At 72.3% G+C, this 15990-nt stretch carries 15 protein-coding genes; 12 read left to right on the top strand and 3 right to left on the bottom strand.

Features of this window, described 5'->3' with window-relative positions; all coding sequences use genetic code 11:
* Positions 1 to 9 precede the first annotated feature (9 nt).
* From ET495_RS07105 to era, 5 genes are read left to right on the top strand one after another with little or no spacing between them, the layout of a single operon-like run.
* Positions 10 to 369 (top strand): HIT domain-containing protein, encoded by a 360-nt coding sequence (locus ET495_RS07105; protein ID WP_129203786.1) that lies wholly within the window; start codon positions 10 to 12, stop codon positions 367 to 369.
* Positions 370 to 381: 12 nt separating this feature from the next.
* A complete protein-coding gene (locus ET495_RS07100) occupies positions 382 to 1398 on the top strand; it encodes a PhoH family protein (protein WP_129203784.1) in 1017 nt (338 codons plus the stop codon).
* A 6-nt stretch (positions 1399 to 1404) separates the two neighbouring features.
* Positions 1405 to 1866: an rRNA maturation RNase YbeY gene (gene ybeY, locus ET495_RS07095; RefSeq protein ID WP_129203782.1), complete on the top strand. Its 462-nt coding sequence runs from the start codon at positions 1405 to 1407 to the stop codon at positions 1864 to 1866.
* A 7-nt stretch (positions 1867 to 1873) separates the two neighbouring features.
* Positions 1874 to 3166 (top strand): hemolysin family protein, encoded by a 1293-nt coding sequence (locus tag ET495_RS07090; RefSeq protein ID WP_129203780.1) that lies wholly within the window; start codon positions 1874 to 1876, stop codon positions 3164 to 3166.
* The gene (gene era, locus ET495_RS07085) at positions 3163 to 4122 is read left to right on the top strand and encodes a GTPase Era (protein ID WP_129203778.1); all 960 of its coding nucleotides are present in this window, start codon (positions 3163 to 3165) and stop codon (positions 4120 to 4122) included. The genes ET495_RS07090 and era overlap by 4 nt, the downstream gene beginning before the upstream one ends.
* Before the next feature lie 18 nt (positions 4123 to 4140).
* Here era and ET495_RS07080 read toward each other — a convergent pair whose 3' ends face one another.
* Positions 4141 to 6201 carry a glycosyltransferase family 2 protein gene (locus tag ET495_RS07080; protein ID WP_129203775.1) on the bottom strand — a complete coding sequence of 687 codons (2061 nt, stop codon included), beginning with the start codon at positions 6199 to 6201 and terminating at the stop codon, positions 4141 to 4143.
* A gap of 233 nt (positions 6202 to 6434) precedes the next feature.
* On the opposite strand from ET495_RS07080, the gene ET495_RS07075 reads away from it, so the two are divergent.
* The 5 genes from ET495_RS07075 (at position 6435) to ET495_RS07055 (ending at position 13030) form a co-directional block, all read left to right on the top strand.
* Positions 6435 to 8000 carry an alpha/beta hydrolase family protein gene (locus ET495_RS07075; RefSeq protein ID WP_170220573.1) on the top strand — a complete coding sequence of 522 codons (1566 nt, stop codon included), beginning with the start codon at positions 6435 to 6437 and terminating at the stop codon, positions 7998 to 8000.
* Between the two features lie 87 nt (positions 8001 to 8087).
* A complete protein-coding gene (locus ET495_RS07070; RefSeq protein WP_129203773.1) occupies positions 8088 to 9794 on the top strand; it encodes a DUF7937 domain-containing protein in 1707 nt (568 codons plus the stop codon).
* A gap of 174 nt (positions 9795 to 9968) precedes the next feature.
* The gene (gene leuA, locus ET495_RS07065; RefSeq protein ID WP_129203771.1) at positions 9969 to 11750 is read left to right on the top strand and encodes a 2-isopropylmalate synthase; all 1782 of its coding nucleotides are present in this window, start codon (positions 9969 to 9971) and stop codon (positions 11748 to 11750) included.
* Positions 11750 to 12637 (top strand): NAD-dependent epimerase/dehydratase family protein, encoded by an 888-nt coding sequence (locus ET495_RS07060; RefSeq protein ID WP_129203769.1) that lies wholly within the window; start codon positions 11750 to 11752, stop codon positions 12635 to 12637. The genes leuA and ET495_RS07060 overlap by 1 nt, the downstream gene beginning before the upstream one ends.
* Positions 12638 to 12721: 84 nt before the next feature.
* On the top strand, positions 12722 to 13030 hold the full coding sequence (locus tag ET495_RS07055; RefSeq protein ID WP_129203767.1) for a helix-turn-helix domain-containing protein: 309 nt from the start codon (positions 12722 to 12724) through the stop codon (positions 13028 to 13030).
* 40 nt (positions 13031 to 13070) lie between these two features.
* On the opposite strand, the gene ET495_RS07050 is transcribed toward ET495_RS07055, so the two are convergent.
* Together ET495_RS07050 and ET495_RS07045 are read right to left on the bottom strand one after the other, a co-directional pair.
* Positions 13071 to 13601 (bottom strand): ClpP family protease, encoded by a 531-nt coding sequence (locus ET495_RS07050; RefSeq protein ID WP_129205924.1) that lies wholly within the window; start codon positions 13599 to 13601, stop codon positions 13071 to 13073.
* Positions 13602 to 13651: 50 nt separating this feature from the next.
* Positions 13652 to 14272 (bottom strand): ClpP family protease, encoded by a 621-nt coding sequence (locus tag ET495_RS07045; RefSeq protein ID WP_129203765.1) that lies wholly within the window; start codon positions 14270 to 14272, stop codon positions 13652 to 13654.
* Positions 14273 to 14435: 163 nt separating this feature from the next.
* On the opposite strand from ET495_RS07045, the gene recO reads away from it, so the two are divergent.
* Positions 14436 to 15188 (top strand): DNA repair protein RecO, encoded by a 753-nt coding sequence (recO, locus tag ET495_RS07040; RefSeq protein WP_129203763.1) that lies wholly within the window; start codon positions 14436 to 14438, stop codon positions 15186 to 15188.
* Positions 15188 to 15979 (top strand): isoprenyl transferase, encoded by a 792-nt coding sequence (locus tag ET495_RS07035; protein ID WP_129203761.1) that lies wholly within the window; start codon positions 15188 to 15190, stop codon positions 15977 to 15979. Before recO ends, ET495_RS07035 begins: the two co-directional genes overlap by 1 nt.
* Positions 15980 to 15990: the final 11 nt, after the last annotated feature.

Raw genomic sequence — 15990 nt, 5'->3', positions numbered from 1 at the left:
CTGAACGGTATGACGAACGCACCGGCGGCCTCGGCCAACTGCCTGTTCTGCAAGATCGTCGCGGGTGACGTCCCGGCCGACGTCGTCGCGTCGTCCGAGCGCGTGCTCGCGTTCCGCGACATCGACCCGAAGGCGCCCCTGCACGTGCTCGTGGTGCCCAAGGCGCACCACGGCGACGTGTCGGTGCTCGCGGCCGCCGACCCGTCGCTGCTGGCCGAGGTCGTCGCCACTGCGGACGAGGTCGCGACGGAGCTGGCCGACGGCCAGTACCGGCTGATCTTCAACAGCGGCCCGCGTGCGGGGCAGAGCGTCTTCCACGTGCACGGGCACGTCGTCGGCGGGGCGCGTCTGGGGTGGACGCCCGCGTAACATGGCCTCTTCATGACTGCCAACCCCGACGCGCGAACCGAGCGCCCCGCCGAGCACCGGATCGTGGTGCCCGTGCACGTCCCGATGGTCGACCTGCTCGGCAGCCGCGACGCCGTGCTGCGGGCCGTCGAGGAGGGGTTCCCTCGCGTCGACGTCCACGCGCGCGGCAACGAGATCGCGGTGTCCGGGCCCGCGGGCGACGTCGCGATCGTCTCCCGCCTGCTCGACGAGCTGGTCGAGGTGGTCGAGTCCGGCACGCCGCTGACCCCCGACGTCGTGCGGCGCTCGGTCGCGATGCTGACCTCGCCCGACGAGCAGCGCCCGGCCGAGGTGCTGACCCTCAACATCCTGTCGAACCGGGGGCGCACCATCCGGCCCAAGACGGTCGGGCAGAAGCACTACGTCGACGCGATCGACGCCAACACCATCACCTTCGGCATCGGTCCGGCCGGCACGGGCAAGACGTACCTGGCGATGGCCAAGGCCGTGCAGGCGCTGCAGTCGCACCAGGTCAACCGCATCATCTTGTCGCGTCCGGCCGTCGAGGCCGGGGAGCGGCTGGGGTTCCTGCCCGGCTCGCTGTCGGAGAAGATCGACCCCTACCTGCGGCCGCTCTACGACGCGCTGCACGACATGGTCGACCCCGACTCGATCCCCAAGCTCATCGAGGCCGGAACCATCGAGGTCGCGCCTCTGGCGTTCCTGCGCGGCCGCTCCCTCAACGACGCCTTCATCATCCTCGACGAGGCGCAGAACACGACGTCCGAGCAGATGAAGATGTTCCTGACGCGCCTGGGCTTCGGTTCGAAGATGGTGATCACGGGTGACGCCACCCAGATCGACCTGCCGGGCGGCACCGCATCGGGCCTGCGCGTGGTCGCCGACGTGCTCGTCGGCGTCGACGACGTCGAGTTCTGCAGCCTGACCTCGGCCGACGTCGTGCGCCACCGCTTGGTCGGGGACATCATCGATGCCTACGCTCGCTGGGAGCCGAGGGCTCGCGCCAACCAGCGGCAGAACCGGAAATGAGCAGCGGTGTCCATTGAAGTCAACAACGAGTCCGGGTACGACGTCGACGGGCTCGACGAGGCCGAGTTCGCCGAGCTCGGGCGGTTCGTGCTCGACGCGATGCACGTCCACCCCCAGGCCGAGCTGTCGATCCTGTTCGTCGACACCGCCGTCATGACCGACCTGCACGTGCGGTGGATGGACGAGCCCGGACCCACCGACGTGCTCAGCTTCCCCATGGACGAGCTGCGCCCGGGCCGCGAGGGCGACCTGACTCCGCCCGGCACGCTCGGCGACATCGTGCTGTGCCCCGAGGTCGCGGCCGGGCAGGCCGTCGTCGCCGGGCACTCCACGGTCGAGGAGATGCTGCTGCTGACGACGCACGGCATCCTGCACCTGCTGGGCTACGACCACGCGGAACCGGAGGAGGAGAAGGAGATGTTCGGCCTCCAGCGCCGCCTCCTGCTCACGTTCCTCGCCGGGCGGTGACGCGCCGGTGACCGGTGTCCTGGTGCTCGTCGCCGTCGGCGGGCTGGTGCTCGCCGGGCTGCTCTCGGCGGGCGAGGCGGCCGTGCTGCGCGTGACGCGCGCGTCGCTGGCCGACGCGCTCGCCGCGGCCGAGCAGGGCGAGGGCCTGCGGGCAGAGACGGTCGCGGACCGGGTTCGCGCCGCGCAGGCGCTCGTCGTCGACCCGACGGCGACCGTCGCCTCGGTGGCGACCGTGCGCGTCGCGGCCGAGCTGCTGGCGCTCGGCTCGCTCGCGCTGCTCCTGGAGGACCTGCTGCACGACGGGTGGGAGGTGCTGCTCGCGCTCCTCGTGCTGGGCCTGCTCGCGGGGCTCGTCATGGCGCGCCTGAGCCCGCGCCAGATCGGGTTCCGCCGCTCGCTGCGCGTCGTGCTCGCGCTGTCCGCGCTGCTGACCGCCGCACGCCGCCTGACCGGGTGGGCGGCGCGCCCCACCGTGCGCGACGGCGAGGCCACGCCCACCGAGGACGAGCTGCGTGATCTCGTCGACCGCGTGGGGGAGTCGGCCGTCATCGAGGAGGACGAGCGCGAGCTGATCCGCAGCGTGTTCGAGCTGGGCGGAACCCTGACCCGCGAGGTCATGGTGCCGCGCACGGACATGGTCACGGTCGACGCCGCGACTCCGCTCGGCAAGGTCATGCGCCTGTACGTGCGCTCGGGCTTCTCGCGCGTGCCGGTCGTCGGGGAGTCGGTCGACGACCTGCTCGGCGTCGCCTACCTCAAGGACGTGGCGCGGCTGCTCGACGCCGACCCGGGTGCCGCGCACCGGCCCGTGTCCGACGTCGCGCGGGCGCCGGTGTTCGTGCCGGAGTCCAAGCCGGCCGACGACCTGCTGCGCGAGATGCAGCAGAAGGCGACGCACATCGCCGTCGTCATCGACGAGTACGGCGGGGTCGCGGGGCTCGTCACGGTCGAGGACGTGCTCGAGGAGCTCGTGGGCGAGCTCGTCGACGAGCACGACCGCGTGATCGAGGACGAGCCCGAGCCCGTCGCCCCCGGCGTGTTCCGGGTGCCGGCCCGCCTCCCGGTCGACGAGCTCGGCAACCTGTTCGACCTGCGCTTCGACGACGACGACGTCGACACGGCGGGCGGCCTGCTCGCCAAGGCGATCGGCAAGGTACCCCTGGCCGGGTCGCAGGCCGACGTCGGAGGCCTGCACCTGGAGGCCGAGCGTGTCGAGGGCCGCCGCAAGCAGGTGTCGACCATCCTCGTGAGCCGGACCCGGGTCGAGGAAGAGAACGACGACAAGGACGTGACCGCATGACCGAGACCGTGCCACCGGCCGAGCACCGCTCAGGCTTCGCCTGCCTGGTGGGCCGCCCCAACGCGGGCAAGTCCACGCTGACCAACGCGCTGGTCGGGGAGAAGGTCGCGATCATGTCCGCGCGGCCCCAGACCACGCGGCACACCATCCGCGGCATCGTGCACCGCCCCGACGCCCAGCTCGTGCTGGTCGACACGCCCGGGCTGCACCGCCCGCGCACGCTGCTGGGCCAGCGGCTCAACGACCTCGTCAGGGAGACGCTGGGCGAGGTCGACGTCATCGCGTTCTGCCTGCCCGCCGACCAGAAGGTCGGGCCGGGCGACCGGTTCATCGCGAACCAGCTCGCGCCGCTCATGACCGGCCGGCGGGCGGTGCCCGTCGTCGCCGTCGTCACCAAGGCCGACCTCGTGGACCGCGGGCGCCTCGCCGAGCACCTGCTGGCCGTCGACGCGCTCGCGCGCGAGGCCGACCGCGAGTGGGCCGACATCGTGCCGGTCTCCGCCAAGGACGGGTTCCAGGTCTCGACGCTCGAAGACGTCCTCGTGTCGCACCTGCCGGCGGGGCCCGAGCTGTACCCCGGCGGCGAGCTGACCGACGAGCCCGAGCAGGTCATGGTCGCCGAGCTCGTGCGCGAGGCGGCGCTCGAAGGCGTGCGCGACGAGCTGCCCCACTCGCTCGCCGTCGTCGTCGAGGAGATCATCGAGCGCGAGGGCTCGGCCGACCCCGACAAGGGGCGGCCGCCGCTGCTCGACGTGCGTGTCAACCTCTACGTCGAACGCGACTCGCAGAAGGCCATCGTCATCGGCCGCGGCGGCTCGCGGCTGCGCGAGGTCGGCACGAACGCGCGCCAGGGCATCGAGCGGCTGCTCGGCGCGCGCGTCTACCTCGACCTGCACGTCAAGGTCGCGAGGGACTGGCAGCGGGACCCCAAGCAGCTTCGCAAGCTCGGCTTCTGAGGCCCCGCCGGTCCACCCTCAGCGGCGGCGGCCGGCGGCGGCCCGCGGTCGCGGGACGACGAGCGCCCCGACGGTCGTCGCCTCGAGGTCTGCGGCGCGGCGTGCCGCGCGGACGTCGGCACCGCGGGCCGTCGCCGGGGCGGCGGGCAGGATGTTGCGCAGGTTCTTCAGGAAGTTCGGGGCCCAGGCGAGGCGGCTGCCTCCGGTGTGCTTGTAGGTCGTGTCCCGGTCATGAAGGATGTCCAGGTACTGGTTGAGCTCGGCGTTGAACGTCTCGGCCGACTCGTCGATCCCGAACGTGTGCAGGTCGCCGGAGCGGTGCAGGTACGACACCCGCAGGGACGCGCTGTAGCGGTCGTCGGTGACGGTCAGGGCGGCGAGGTCGCCCGGTGCGAGGGCCAGGTCCTGCGCGGAGCGCACGGTGATGTGCCGTTCGTTGAGCTCGTGGGTCGTGGCGTCGAACCGCGCCCCGCAGACGGCGACCGTCGCGGGCAGCGTGATGCTCCACTTGGTCAGCTCGTCCTCCATGCCCGGGCGCGTCTTGGTGAAGCTGATCGCGTAGACGAGCAGCACGGCGTTCTGGAGCAGCCAGTACCCGACGATGAGCTGCGAGACGAACGGCATGCCCTGGATGTTGACGATGTTGAGCACCAGCGCCGCCACCGTCAGGACGAACGTGACCCAGTTCAGGACGGTGAAGCGCAGGCTGGGCGTGTCGTTGACGCTCTGGGCGCTCTTGGGGGTCACGACGAACCGGTCCTCGCGGATCCCCACGAGCTCCTTGGCCAGCCCGACGACGAGGTACGGCGCCAGGATCGTCTCGACGAGATTGCTGTAGAACCGGCCCATGGTCCCGTCCGACGTGCGTGCCAGCGTCACGTTGTACAGCGCGTACGCCCCGCCCCAGAGGGCGACGAAGTGGAGGGCGTCCGTGTCGAGGACGCGCACGCCCAGCAGGACGGTCACGATCGGCAGCACCATGAAGACGACGCGCCGGAACACGAACATCCAATAGTTGTACAGGTCGAGGTAGCTGAGCTTGGCAAGGAATGACAGCCGGCTGCGGAAGGGCTTGTTCGCGCGCATGGCCTGGACGAACCCGCGGCTCCAGCGGGTGCGCTGGGACCTGAGGTCGTCGATCGTGAACGGCGACAGGCCGTAGCCATAGCTCTCGGAGATGGCCTTGGAGACGTACCCGGCCTTCTGGAGCTTGATGCTCGACGAGAGGTCCTCGGTGATGCTGTCGGTCGACAGTCCGCCGATCGACACCAGCGCCTCGCGCGAGAGGATCGCGTTGGAGCCGCAGAAGATCGGCGAGTTCATCGACGAGCGCGCCTCGTTCACCTTCTTGAAGAAGTAGTCCTGGTCGTTCGGGATGATGTCCTCGGCGAACAGGTTGTGCTGGAACAAGTCGAGCGAGTAGAAGTCCTGCGGCGTCTGCACGTAGCCGACGCGGTAGCGGTGACCGTTCGACTCCAGCTCTCGGACGTAGGCCCTGACCTCCTCGGGCGTGTTGTGGGCCGTCTCGTAGAAGTAGGGCACGACCTCGTCGAGGAAGGTGCTCTTCGGGATCATGTCGCTGTCGAGGCACACCACGAGCGGGGAGGCTGTGTGCCGCAGCGCGTTGTTGAGGTTGCCCGCCTTCTTGCTCGGGTTCTCGCCCGCGTCCATCCCGATGTAGTCGACGCCGAAGCTCGCGGCGAGCTCACGCATCTCGGGCCGGTTCGTGTCGTCCAGCAGGTAGATGTGGACCTTGGCCGGGTCGGGGTAGTGCAGCGTCGTGCACCCGTTGAGGGTCTTGTAGATCAGACCGCGGGACTCGTTGTGCGTGGTGATGAAGATGTCGACGTCGGGATAGTCCTCGTCGGCCAGCGGGCCTTTGCGGACCGCGTTGCGGCGCCCGAAGGTGAAGAACTCGAACAGCCCCTGGAACACGGACGACATCTCCGCGACCACCAGCACGACGGCGAAGACCATCGCGACGAGGCCGAATCGCACGGGAAGCGTGAACCCGACGCGATAGACGATGTACACGGCTTGCGCGAGGATCGCGGCAGCGATCAGCGCTTTCTTCCACATGCTTGCTCCTTGCAACGACCCGCCGCGTGGCGGCAGGTGCGGGTCCAGGCGCAGGGGGCGCCGACGACGCCGGGGGACCGGTCGCCGTCGAGGACGGGGGAACGTTATCGACGCGGCATGGGGGTCCAGGGCCGGTGGCGCGAAGTGCCGACCGGGCCGGGTCGATCCGTCGACGGGAGCTCCGCTTCGGCGGTTCGCCCCGAGCGCGACGGCTGCGCGGGTATTCTCCCGAGGTGGTGTTGCGGACGGTTGCGTCGAGTGCGGCGATCCTCGTGGGACTCGCGGTCGCCGGGGCGCTCGCCGGTCCCACCTGGGACCCGGTGCCCATCACCGACCACCTTCGCCCGGCGGCGTCGTCCACGGCGATCGGCGGGACGGAGGCCGGGGCGGCCGACGGGCGCGTCCACCCGCCGGGCACGTTCGCCGTGCGTGAGACGCCCGTCAGCATCCACCTCGACGGGGCCACCGTCGGCGGCCTGCTGCGCGAACCGGTCGGGGCGGGCGACGGTCTGGCGGGCATGGTGTTCGTGCACGGGGCAGGCACGGGCAAGGCGAGCAGCGCGTTCGTCGCGCAGGCCACGCAGATCGCTTCGGCCGGTGTCGTCACGCTGGTTCCCGACAAGCGTCTCGACACCTACACGACCTGGCGCCGCGACTACGTCACCATGGCCGACGACTACCTGCGGTCGGTCGACGTCCTGCGCGACGTCCCGGAGGTCGACCCCGCCCGCGTCGGGGTCTACGGCGAGTCCGAGGGCGCCTGGATCGTGCCGATCATGCAGGCGAAGGACCCGAGCGTCGCGTTCACCGTGCTGGTCTCGGCACCCGTCGTCGAGCCACGGCAGCAGGCCGCGTTCGCCGTCGACAACTATCTGCGCAACACCAACGTGCCCCAGCAGGTCTTCCGCGCGATCCCGCGCGCCGTCGGCATCCAGCTCCCGACCGGGCTGCTCGACTACGCCGACTTCGACGTCCGGCCGTGGCTCGAACGGCAGACGGCACCCGTGCTCGTCGCCTACGGCACGGGCGACCCGTCCATGCCCATCGAGCAGGGCACGCGCCAGATCATCGCCGACACGGCCGTGGGCGGCACCGCCGCGCCCGTCACGGTCCGCTTCTACGAGGGTGCCAACCACGGGCTGCGCGTGGACGGGACCCTCGTGCCGCAGTTCCCGCGCGACGTCGCCGCCTGGGTCCAGGGGCTGCCCGAGACCGCGACGGCGCAGCCGCGCATCGCCGGGGCCCAGCCGCAGCAGCTCTACCTCGCCTCTCCCGTGCCGCGGCCACGGTGGTGGGGCAACGGAGACATCATCATCGGTGCCGTGCTGGGCGGGGTCGCACTGCTCCTGGTCGGCCCGCTCGTGTGGGGCACCTCCGCGCTGCTGCGCCGGCTCACCGCCGTGGGCCGCGGCGCGCTGCGGGGCCGACGCACGGCACATCTGGCACGCGGCGTCGGGCCGGTGCTGGCAGGGCTGGGCGCGGGTTCCGTCGTGACCACGGCCGCCCTGGTCCTGTACCTGCGCGCCGTCGCCCGGCTCGCGCTCAACTACAAGCAGGACGACCTCGTCGTGCAGGCCGGGTGGATCGGCGTGCGCCTGCTCGGCCTGGCGACCGTGGTGTGCGCGGCGCTGCTCATCGGGCGCGTGCGTGACGTGCTGACGGAGCGCCGAGCGGGCGACCACGAGGCGGTCGTCGCGAAGGGCTGGCCCGCCCACCTGACCGTGTGGGCGGTGCTGGTCGGTGCGCTGTCGCTGCTGCTGTGGCTCACCTACTGGGGCGTCTTCCAGCTGGGGATCTGAGGGCCGGGGCCTGACATCCCCAGGTGAAGACGGTAGAAACGACCGCAGGCGTCCAGGCGGGCGCCGCGAACGAGGGAGACACTGCCCATGACCGATGCCGTCACGACCACCGAACGCTCACCGCGCAGGCCGTTCGCGGGAGTTCCCGCGCGCGACCTCGTGCGGGACGTCGTCGCAGCCGTCGCGCTGCTGACCGGGGTGGTGCTGCCGTGGACGGCCCAGGCGCGCGGCAGCGACCGCATCGAGGTCGTGCTCGCCACGATCGTCGCGCTGCTGGCCGTCGTCGTGCCGTATGCGCGCCGTGCCGAGCTGGTGACGGCCACGTGGGCCGCCGACGAACGGAGAACCCGCAGCCTGGGCGTGATCCCGCTGGCGGTCGTCGCGGTGGCCCACCTCGTGCGCGACGTGCTGCCCGGCGGTCTCACCGGCATCGGCATCGGGCTCGGGATCGGGCTGGCGGGCGCGGTGCTGGCCGCCGAGATCGCGTGGCCGCGCCTGGTGCTGGTCGTCGCGGGCGTGCTCGCCCTCGGTGCCGTCGCCTCCCCGGTGCTCGACGTGGTCGACGCCGGGTTCTCCGCCTGGCGGTTCGTCGGGGTGGTGCTCACGTCGTTGCTGGCGCTGGGGGTGCTCTGGCTGACCGTCTGGCGCCTCGAGCACGGGGACCACGCGGCGGGCGTGCTGCTGGTCGGGCTGGGGGTCGTCATCGCGCTCGCGGGCACGCTCCTGGGCGGCCAGACCGTGGTGCCCTGGGTCGAGAGCGTCGACGGAGGCTGGTTCGGGATCGTGCTGCTGCCGGTCATGGCCGCGGCGGCCGTGCCGCGGGTGGTCGGGCACGCGGTCGAGGCCGGCGCCCAGGCGCGGCAGTGGGCCGACGCCGCCGTGCTCGCGCTGGTGCTCGCGCTCGCGCTGGGCGGCTACGTCGCGCTGATCGCGCTGACCTGGCTCATCGACTCCGGCGAGGACGGGGTGTCGCCGTCCTCGGTGCTGAGGCTCGTGTTCGGCATCGCCGTCGCGGTCGTCGCGTTCTTCGCGTATCGCGCCCTGAGGCGTGACGTCGCCACGGGCCACGCCACCGCCGTCGGCGCCGCGCTCGTCATCGCGACGCTCGGGGTCGTGCTCATCGTCGTGCGTGCGGGTGCGAGCACGCGGACCAGCCCCGTCGACGTGCTCCTGGCCTTCGGGCTGCCCGCGATCGTCCTGTCGGTGCTGCTCGTGCCGCGGTCGCTGCGCGAGCTGCGGGTCCAGGCCCCGCAGGCGGCGCCCGAGGCCGACGCTCCGGTGACGGCGGAGCCCCCCGCGGATCCGGAGCCTCCGGCGGCCGGGGTCGCGGCCGCGCCGCCGGGCGGGGTCCACGCTGCCGGGGGGTCCTCTCCCGCTCCGCTCGAGCCCGACCCGACCCAGACGGTGGTGCTCGCGACCAGCTCGGCCCCCGCGGTCGCACCCACCGCGGCGCCCGGTGCGGCGGGTGGCCCCGCAGGGGAGGGCGAGCCGGCCGACCCGTCGCCTCCCGCGCAGGCCCCGGTGCCGGAGCACCACGGGCCCACCGGGCCGTTCGGCGTCGTCGGCGCGACGCAGGTGCTGCCCGCCGTCGGCGACATGCCGGACTCACGGTGGACCGCGGCGCACGCCATCGACCCGGGCACCCCGCTCGCCGACCTGGCGCTGATCGTCCAGGAGGCGCCGCACCTGCGACCGCTGGTCGCGGCCAACCCGTCGACCTACCCCGCGCTGCTCGACTGGCTGGGCGCGCTGGGCGACCCGCAGATCGACGCGGCGCTGCGTGCGCGCGGCTGACCGCCCAGATCGCGGCCGCCGGGCGGGCGCGGACCGGCGCAGGGGTATGGTGGCGCTGTGCGGCGCACGGTGAGCCTCCTCCTTGCGTGCCGCGGCGGGGCCCTCTGAGGCCGGTCCCCTCGCCGCGGCTGACGTGGTGTGCCGGCTGACCACACCGAGCCCGAAGGAACCCGCATGATTCACGAGACCACCCGCGGCATCGCTGCCCGGAACCCGCAGACGCCGACGCCGATGCCCGTGCGCAAGTACGTGCCGTTCCACGAGCAGATCGACGTCTCGCTGCCCGACCGGACGTGGCCGGACACCCGCATCACCAAGGCGCCGCGCTGGTGTGCCGTCGACCTGCGCGACGGCAACCAGGCCCTCATCGAGCCGATGAACGCCGAGCGCAAGCTGCGCATGTTCGAGCTGCTCGTACGCATGGGCTACAAGGAGATCGAGGTCGGCTTCCCGTCGGCGTCGCAGACCGACTACGACTTCGTCCGCATGCTCATCGAGTCCGGTCGCATCCCCGACGACGTCGTCATCCAGGTGCTGTCGCAGTGCCGTGACCACCTCCTCGAGCGCACGTACGACGCGATCCGCGGCGCGAAGCAGGCGATCGTGCACATCTACAACTCGACGTCGATCCTCCAGCGCGAGGTCGTGTTCCGCTCCGACGTCGACGGCATCGTCGACATCGCGCTCCAGGGTGCGCGGCTGTGCCGCAAGCTCGAGGAGACCGTCCCCGAGACGACCGTGTACTACGAGTACTCGCCCGAGTCGTACACCGGCACCGAGCTGGAGTTCGCGGCCCGCATCTGCAACGCGGTGCTCGACGTCCTGGAGCCGACGCCGGACCGCCCCGTGATCATCAACCTGCCGGCGACCGTCGAGATGGCCACGCCCAACGTGTACGCCGACTCGATCGAGTGGATGAGCCGCCACCTCGACCACCGCGAGAACGTCGTGCTCTCGCTGCACCCGCACAACGATCGCGGCACCGCCGTCGCCGCCGCCGAGCTCGGCTACCAGGCGGGCGCCGACCGCATCGAGGGCTGCCTGTTCGGCAACGGCGAGCGCACCGGCAACGTCGACCTGGTGACGCTCGGCATGAACATGTTCAGCCAGGGCGTCGACCCGCAGATCGACTTCACCGTCGACGGCGGCATCGACGCGATCCGCCGGACCGTCGAGTACTGCAACCAGCTCCCCGTGCACGAGCGGCACCCATACGCGGGCGACCTGGTGTTCACGGCGTTCTCCGGCTCGCACCAGGACGCCATCAAGAAGGGCTTCGAGCACATGGCCGGGCGGGCCGAGGCCACGGGCAAGGACATCGACGAGCTGACGTGGGGCGTGCCCTACCTGCCGATCGACCCGCGCGACGTCGGCCGGTCCTACGAGGCCGTCATCCGCGTCAACTCCCAGTCCGGCAAGGGCGGCATCTCCTACCTGCTCAAGACCGAGCACGCCCTGGACCTGCCGCGCCGCCTGCAGATCGAGTTCTCGGGCGTCGTGCAGAAGCACACCGACGCCGGGGGCACCGAGGTGACCGGCGACGACATCTGGCGCATCTTCACCGACGAGTACCTCCCGGTCGACCCGGACAACGCGGCGGGACTCGAACCGTGGGGTCGCCTCAAGCTGCGGGAGACGCGCACGGTGTCGGCCGAGGACGGCGCCACGACGATGTCGATCGACGTGCTCGACCGGGGCGAGGAGCTGACGCTCGAGGGGGTCGGCAACGGACCCGTCGCGGCGTTCGTGGACGCCATCTCGCACGTAGGCGTCGAGGTGCGCGTGCTCGACTACGCCGAGCACGCGCTGTCCGAGGGCGGCGACGCGTGCGCCGCCGCGTACGTCGAGGCCCTCGTCGGCGACGACGTGCTGTGGGGCGTGGGTGTCGACCCGTCGATCACGACCGCGTCCCTGAAGGCCATCGTCTCGGCGGTCAACCGCGCGGCACGCGCCTGATGGCCGCGACCCTCCCGCACCACGCGACCTCGGGGCGCGTGGTCGTCACCGGGGCCAGCGGGCGGCTGGGACCGGCCGTCGTCCGGCACCTCGCCGAGCACGGCTGGGACGTCGTGGCCGCCGACCGCACGCCGCCGCCCGAGCCGCTGCCCGCGCGGTTCGTGCGAGCCGACCTGACCGACCTCGGCCAGGTCGTCGAGCTGGTCACCGGGTTCGACGAGTCGGCGCCCGCCACCGCCGTCGTGCACCTCGCCGCGATCCCCGCACCGGGCCTCGCGCCCGACGCGGCGACGTTCGCGAACAACGTGCCCGCCACGTACAACGTGTTCCGGGCCGCGCGCGTCGCCGGGATCAGGAACGTGGTGTGGGCGTCGAGCGAGACCCTGCTGGGGCTGCCGTTCGACGTGCCGCCGCCGTACGTGCCCGTCGACGAGGACTACCCGGTGCGGCCCGAGACGACCTACTCGCTCGGCAAGGCCGTCGAGGAGGAGATGGCGCGGCACCTGACCCGGTGGGACCCGTCGCTCAAGCTCGTCGGGCTGCGCTTCTCGAACGTCATGCTGCCCGAGGACTACGCGCAGTTCCCCGGCTGGCAGGACGACGCGAGCAAGCGCCGCTGGAACCTGTGGGGGTACATCGACGCGCGCGACGGCGCCCAGGCCGTGCGCCTGGCGCTCGAGGCCGACCTGACGGGGTGGGAGGCGTTCATCGTGGCCAACGGGGACACCGTCATGGAGCGCGACTCCGCGTCCCTGCTCGCCGAGCATTTTCCCGAGGTGCCGCTCAAGCGTCCGGTCCACGGGCGCGAGACGCTCCTGAGCATCGACAAGGCCCGCCGGGTGCTCGGCTACGAGCCGCAGCACTCCTGGCTCGCCGCCCGCGACTGACGCCCGGCCGCCCCGCGCGCACCCTCGTTCCGCTGTCAGCGGAGCCGAGGGCGCGCGGGGCGGCGCCGTCGGTAGCGTCGTCCCATGGCGAGCGAAGCGGGCGAACCGCTGTGGCGGGACGCGTTGGGCGAGCGGCTCCGGCGACTGCGGCATCGCCGCGGCAGAACCCTGGGTGACGTCGCGCGCCGGGCCGGCGTCTCGCCGCAGTACCTGTCGGAGATCGAGCGGGGCGTCAAGGAACCGTCGAGCGAGATGATCGCCGCCGTCGCAGGTGCGCTGGACGTCACGCTCGTGGACCTGACCCTCGGCGTCGCCGCGGACCTGCGGGCCGCGCGCACGCCGGCGTCCGCGCGCGCGCACGCCGGCCCGACGGCGTGGGCGCTGGCGGCCTGAGCTCAGCGCCGCTCGACGACTCAGCGCACCTCGACACGACTCAGCGCACCTCGATGACGTGGTCGAGGATGCCGTAGTCCCGCGCCTGCGCGGCCGTGAGCACGCGGTCGTGGTCGGTGTCGGCACGCAGCGTGGCGACCGCCTGCCCGGTGTGCCGCGCGAGCACGTCCTCAAGGTCCGAGCGGATCCGCAGCACCTCGTCGGCCTGCAGGATGAGGTCGGGGATCGGCCCTCGCCCCTGCGCGGCGGGCTGGTGCAGCACCACGCGGGCGTGCGGGAGCGCGGCACGCTTGCCGTGGGCGCCGGCCGCGAGCAGGACGGCGCCCACGGCGACGGCCTGCCCCACGCACGTCGTGGCGACGTCGGGGCGCACGTAGCGCAGCGTGTCGTAGACGGCGAGGGCTGCGCTCGGGTCGCCGCCCTCGCAGTTGACGTAGAGCTGGATGTCGGAGTCGGGGTCGGCGGACTCCAGGAACAGGAGCTGGGCGATCAGCGCGTTGGCGACGCCCGCGTCGAGCGCCGAGCCCAGGTAGACGATCCGCTCGGTCAGGAGCTGGGAGTAGACGTCCATGATGCGCTCGCCGCGCGGGTGCGCGGCGACGACGTGGGGGATCGTGTAGGTCACTGCTCCTCCTCGGTGTGGCCGAACCCGGCGCGGCCTCGCCGCAGCGGCGCGATGTCCGCGTACGACGTGACGACGGCGTCGACGAACCCGTACTCGCGTGCCTCGCCGGCCGTGAACCAGTGGTCGTGCAGCGAGTCGTCGAAGACGCGTTCGACGGGCTGGCCGACGTCGTCGGCGATGAGGCGAAGCACGGTGTCGCGCGTGTGGCGCAGGTCGTCGGCCTGCAGCGCGATGTCGACGGCGGGGCCGCCGATGCCGGCCGAGCCCTGGTGCAGCAGCACGCGCGCGTGCGGCAGCGCCCGGCGCTTGCCGCGGGTGCCGGCCGACAGGAGGAACTGCCCGGCGCTGGCCGCGATGCCGAGGGCGAGCGTCGCGACGTCGGAGGGGACGGTGCGCATGAGGTCCCTGATCGCGAGCATCGCGGGGACCGACCCGCCAGGGGAGTGGATCCACAGGGCGATGTCGGAGTCGTCCTCGGCCGCGAGGGTGATCAGCTGCGTCGCCAGCAGGGTGCCGTTGTCGTCGTCGAGCACGCCGTCGAGCACGAGGACGCGGCGGTCGTAGAGCTCGCGACGGGCACGAGCGTCGAAGAGGCGTGATGCGGGTGTGTCGCTCATGCCTCCACCGTGCACGGCGGCAGACGGCGGTGGCAGGGCGCGCTGCTCTCGGCGGATCCGCCCAGAGCAGCGTCGGTCCGCCGTCCGTCCGCCGTCCGTCCGCCCGGGGCGCACGACGTGGCCGCGGACCGGCGCTGTCGGTGCGGCGGGGGAGAATGCTCCCGTGCCCCTGTACCGAGACGACGCCATCGTGCTGCGCACCCAGAAGCTGGGTGAGGCCGACCGCATCGTCACGCTCCTGACGCGCGAGCACGGCAAGGTACGTGCCGTCGGCAAGGGGGTGCGCCGCACGTCGTCGCGGTTCGGGGCCCGGCTCGAGCCGTTCATGGTCGTGGACGCGCAGCTTCATGTGGGCCGTTCGCTCGACACCGTGACGCAGGCCGAGACCGTCGGCCCGTACGCCCGCGCGATCTGCGCCGACTACACCCTGTACACCGCGGGCGCGGCGATGCTGGAGGCCGCCGACCGCCTCGTCGAGGCCGAGCGCGAGCCCGCCGTGCAGCAGTACTGGCTCCTGGCTGGGGCGCTGCGGGCGCTCTCGCAACGCGACCACGCGCCCTCGCTCGTGCTCGACTCCTACCTGCTGCGGGCCTTCGCCGTCGCCGGCTGGGCGCCGTCCTTCACCGACTGCGCGCGGTGCGGCGAGCCCGGGCCGCACCACGCGTTCTCCGTCGCCACGGGAGGCGCGGTGTGCGCGCGCTGCAGGCCACCGGGCTCGACCGCGCCCGCACCCGAGACGTTCGCCCTGCTGGCCGCGCTGCTGACGGGTGAGTGGGCGGTCGCGGACGCGGCGGGGGAGCGACACCGCAAGGAGGCCTCCGGCCTCGTGGCCGCCTACACGCAGTACTACCTGGAACGCACGCTGCGCTCGTTGCGGCACGTGGACCGCACCCCGACGACCGTGAGAGAGGTCTGATGCCCCGCACCTACGCCGAGCCGTACCCGCACCCGTCGGGAGCGACGCCGCCACCCATCCCGGCCGACCTGCTGCCCCGGCACGTCGCCGTCGTCATGGACGGCAACGGCCGCTGGGCCAACCAGCGCGGGCTGAGCCGCATCGAAGGTCACAAGCAGGGTGAGAAGTCGCTGCTCGACGTGGTCGCCGGGGCCGTGCAGCTCGGGGTCAAGCACATCAGCGCGTACGCGTTCAGCACCGAGAACTGGAAGCGGTCGCCCGAGGAGGTCAAGTTCCTGCTCGGCTTCAACCGTGACGTCATCCGGTCGCGGCGTGACGAGATGGGTTCCTGGGGTGTGCGCATCCGCTGGGCGGGGCGCACCCCGCGCCTGTGGGGCTCGGTCATCAAGGAGCTTCAGGTCGCCGAGCAGATGACGCGCGACAACGACAGGTGCACGCTGACGATGTGCGTCAACTACGGTGGTCGCGCCGAGCTGGCGGACGCCGCCGCCGCGATCGCGCGCGACGCCGTGGCCGGGAAGATCAACCCGGACAAGGTCAGCGAGAAGACGATCCAGAAGTACCTGGACGAGCCCGACCTGCCCGACGTCGACCTGTTCCTGCGCTCGTCGGGCGAGCAGCGGATCTCGAACTTCATGATCTGGCAGGCCGCCTACGCCGAGCTGATGTTCATCCCCGAGCTGTGGCCCGACGTCGACCGGCGCCACCTGTGGAAGGCGTGCGAGGAGTACGCGAGCCGCGACCGGCGCTACGGCGGGGCGGTGGACCTGCCGGGTCCGGCGGGCGAGTGACCGGCCGCCGC

This window comes from Xylanimonas allomyrinae, assembly GCF_004135345.1.
In the GTDB taxonomy this organism is placed as follows: Bacteria; Actinomycetota; Actinomycetes; order Actinomycetales; family Cellulomonadaceae; genus Xylanimonas; species Xylanimonas allomyrinae.
This window is presented reverse-complemented; position numbering and strand designations above follow the sequence as displayed.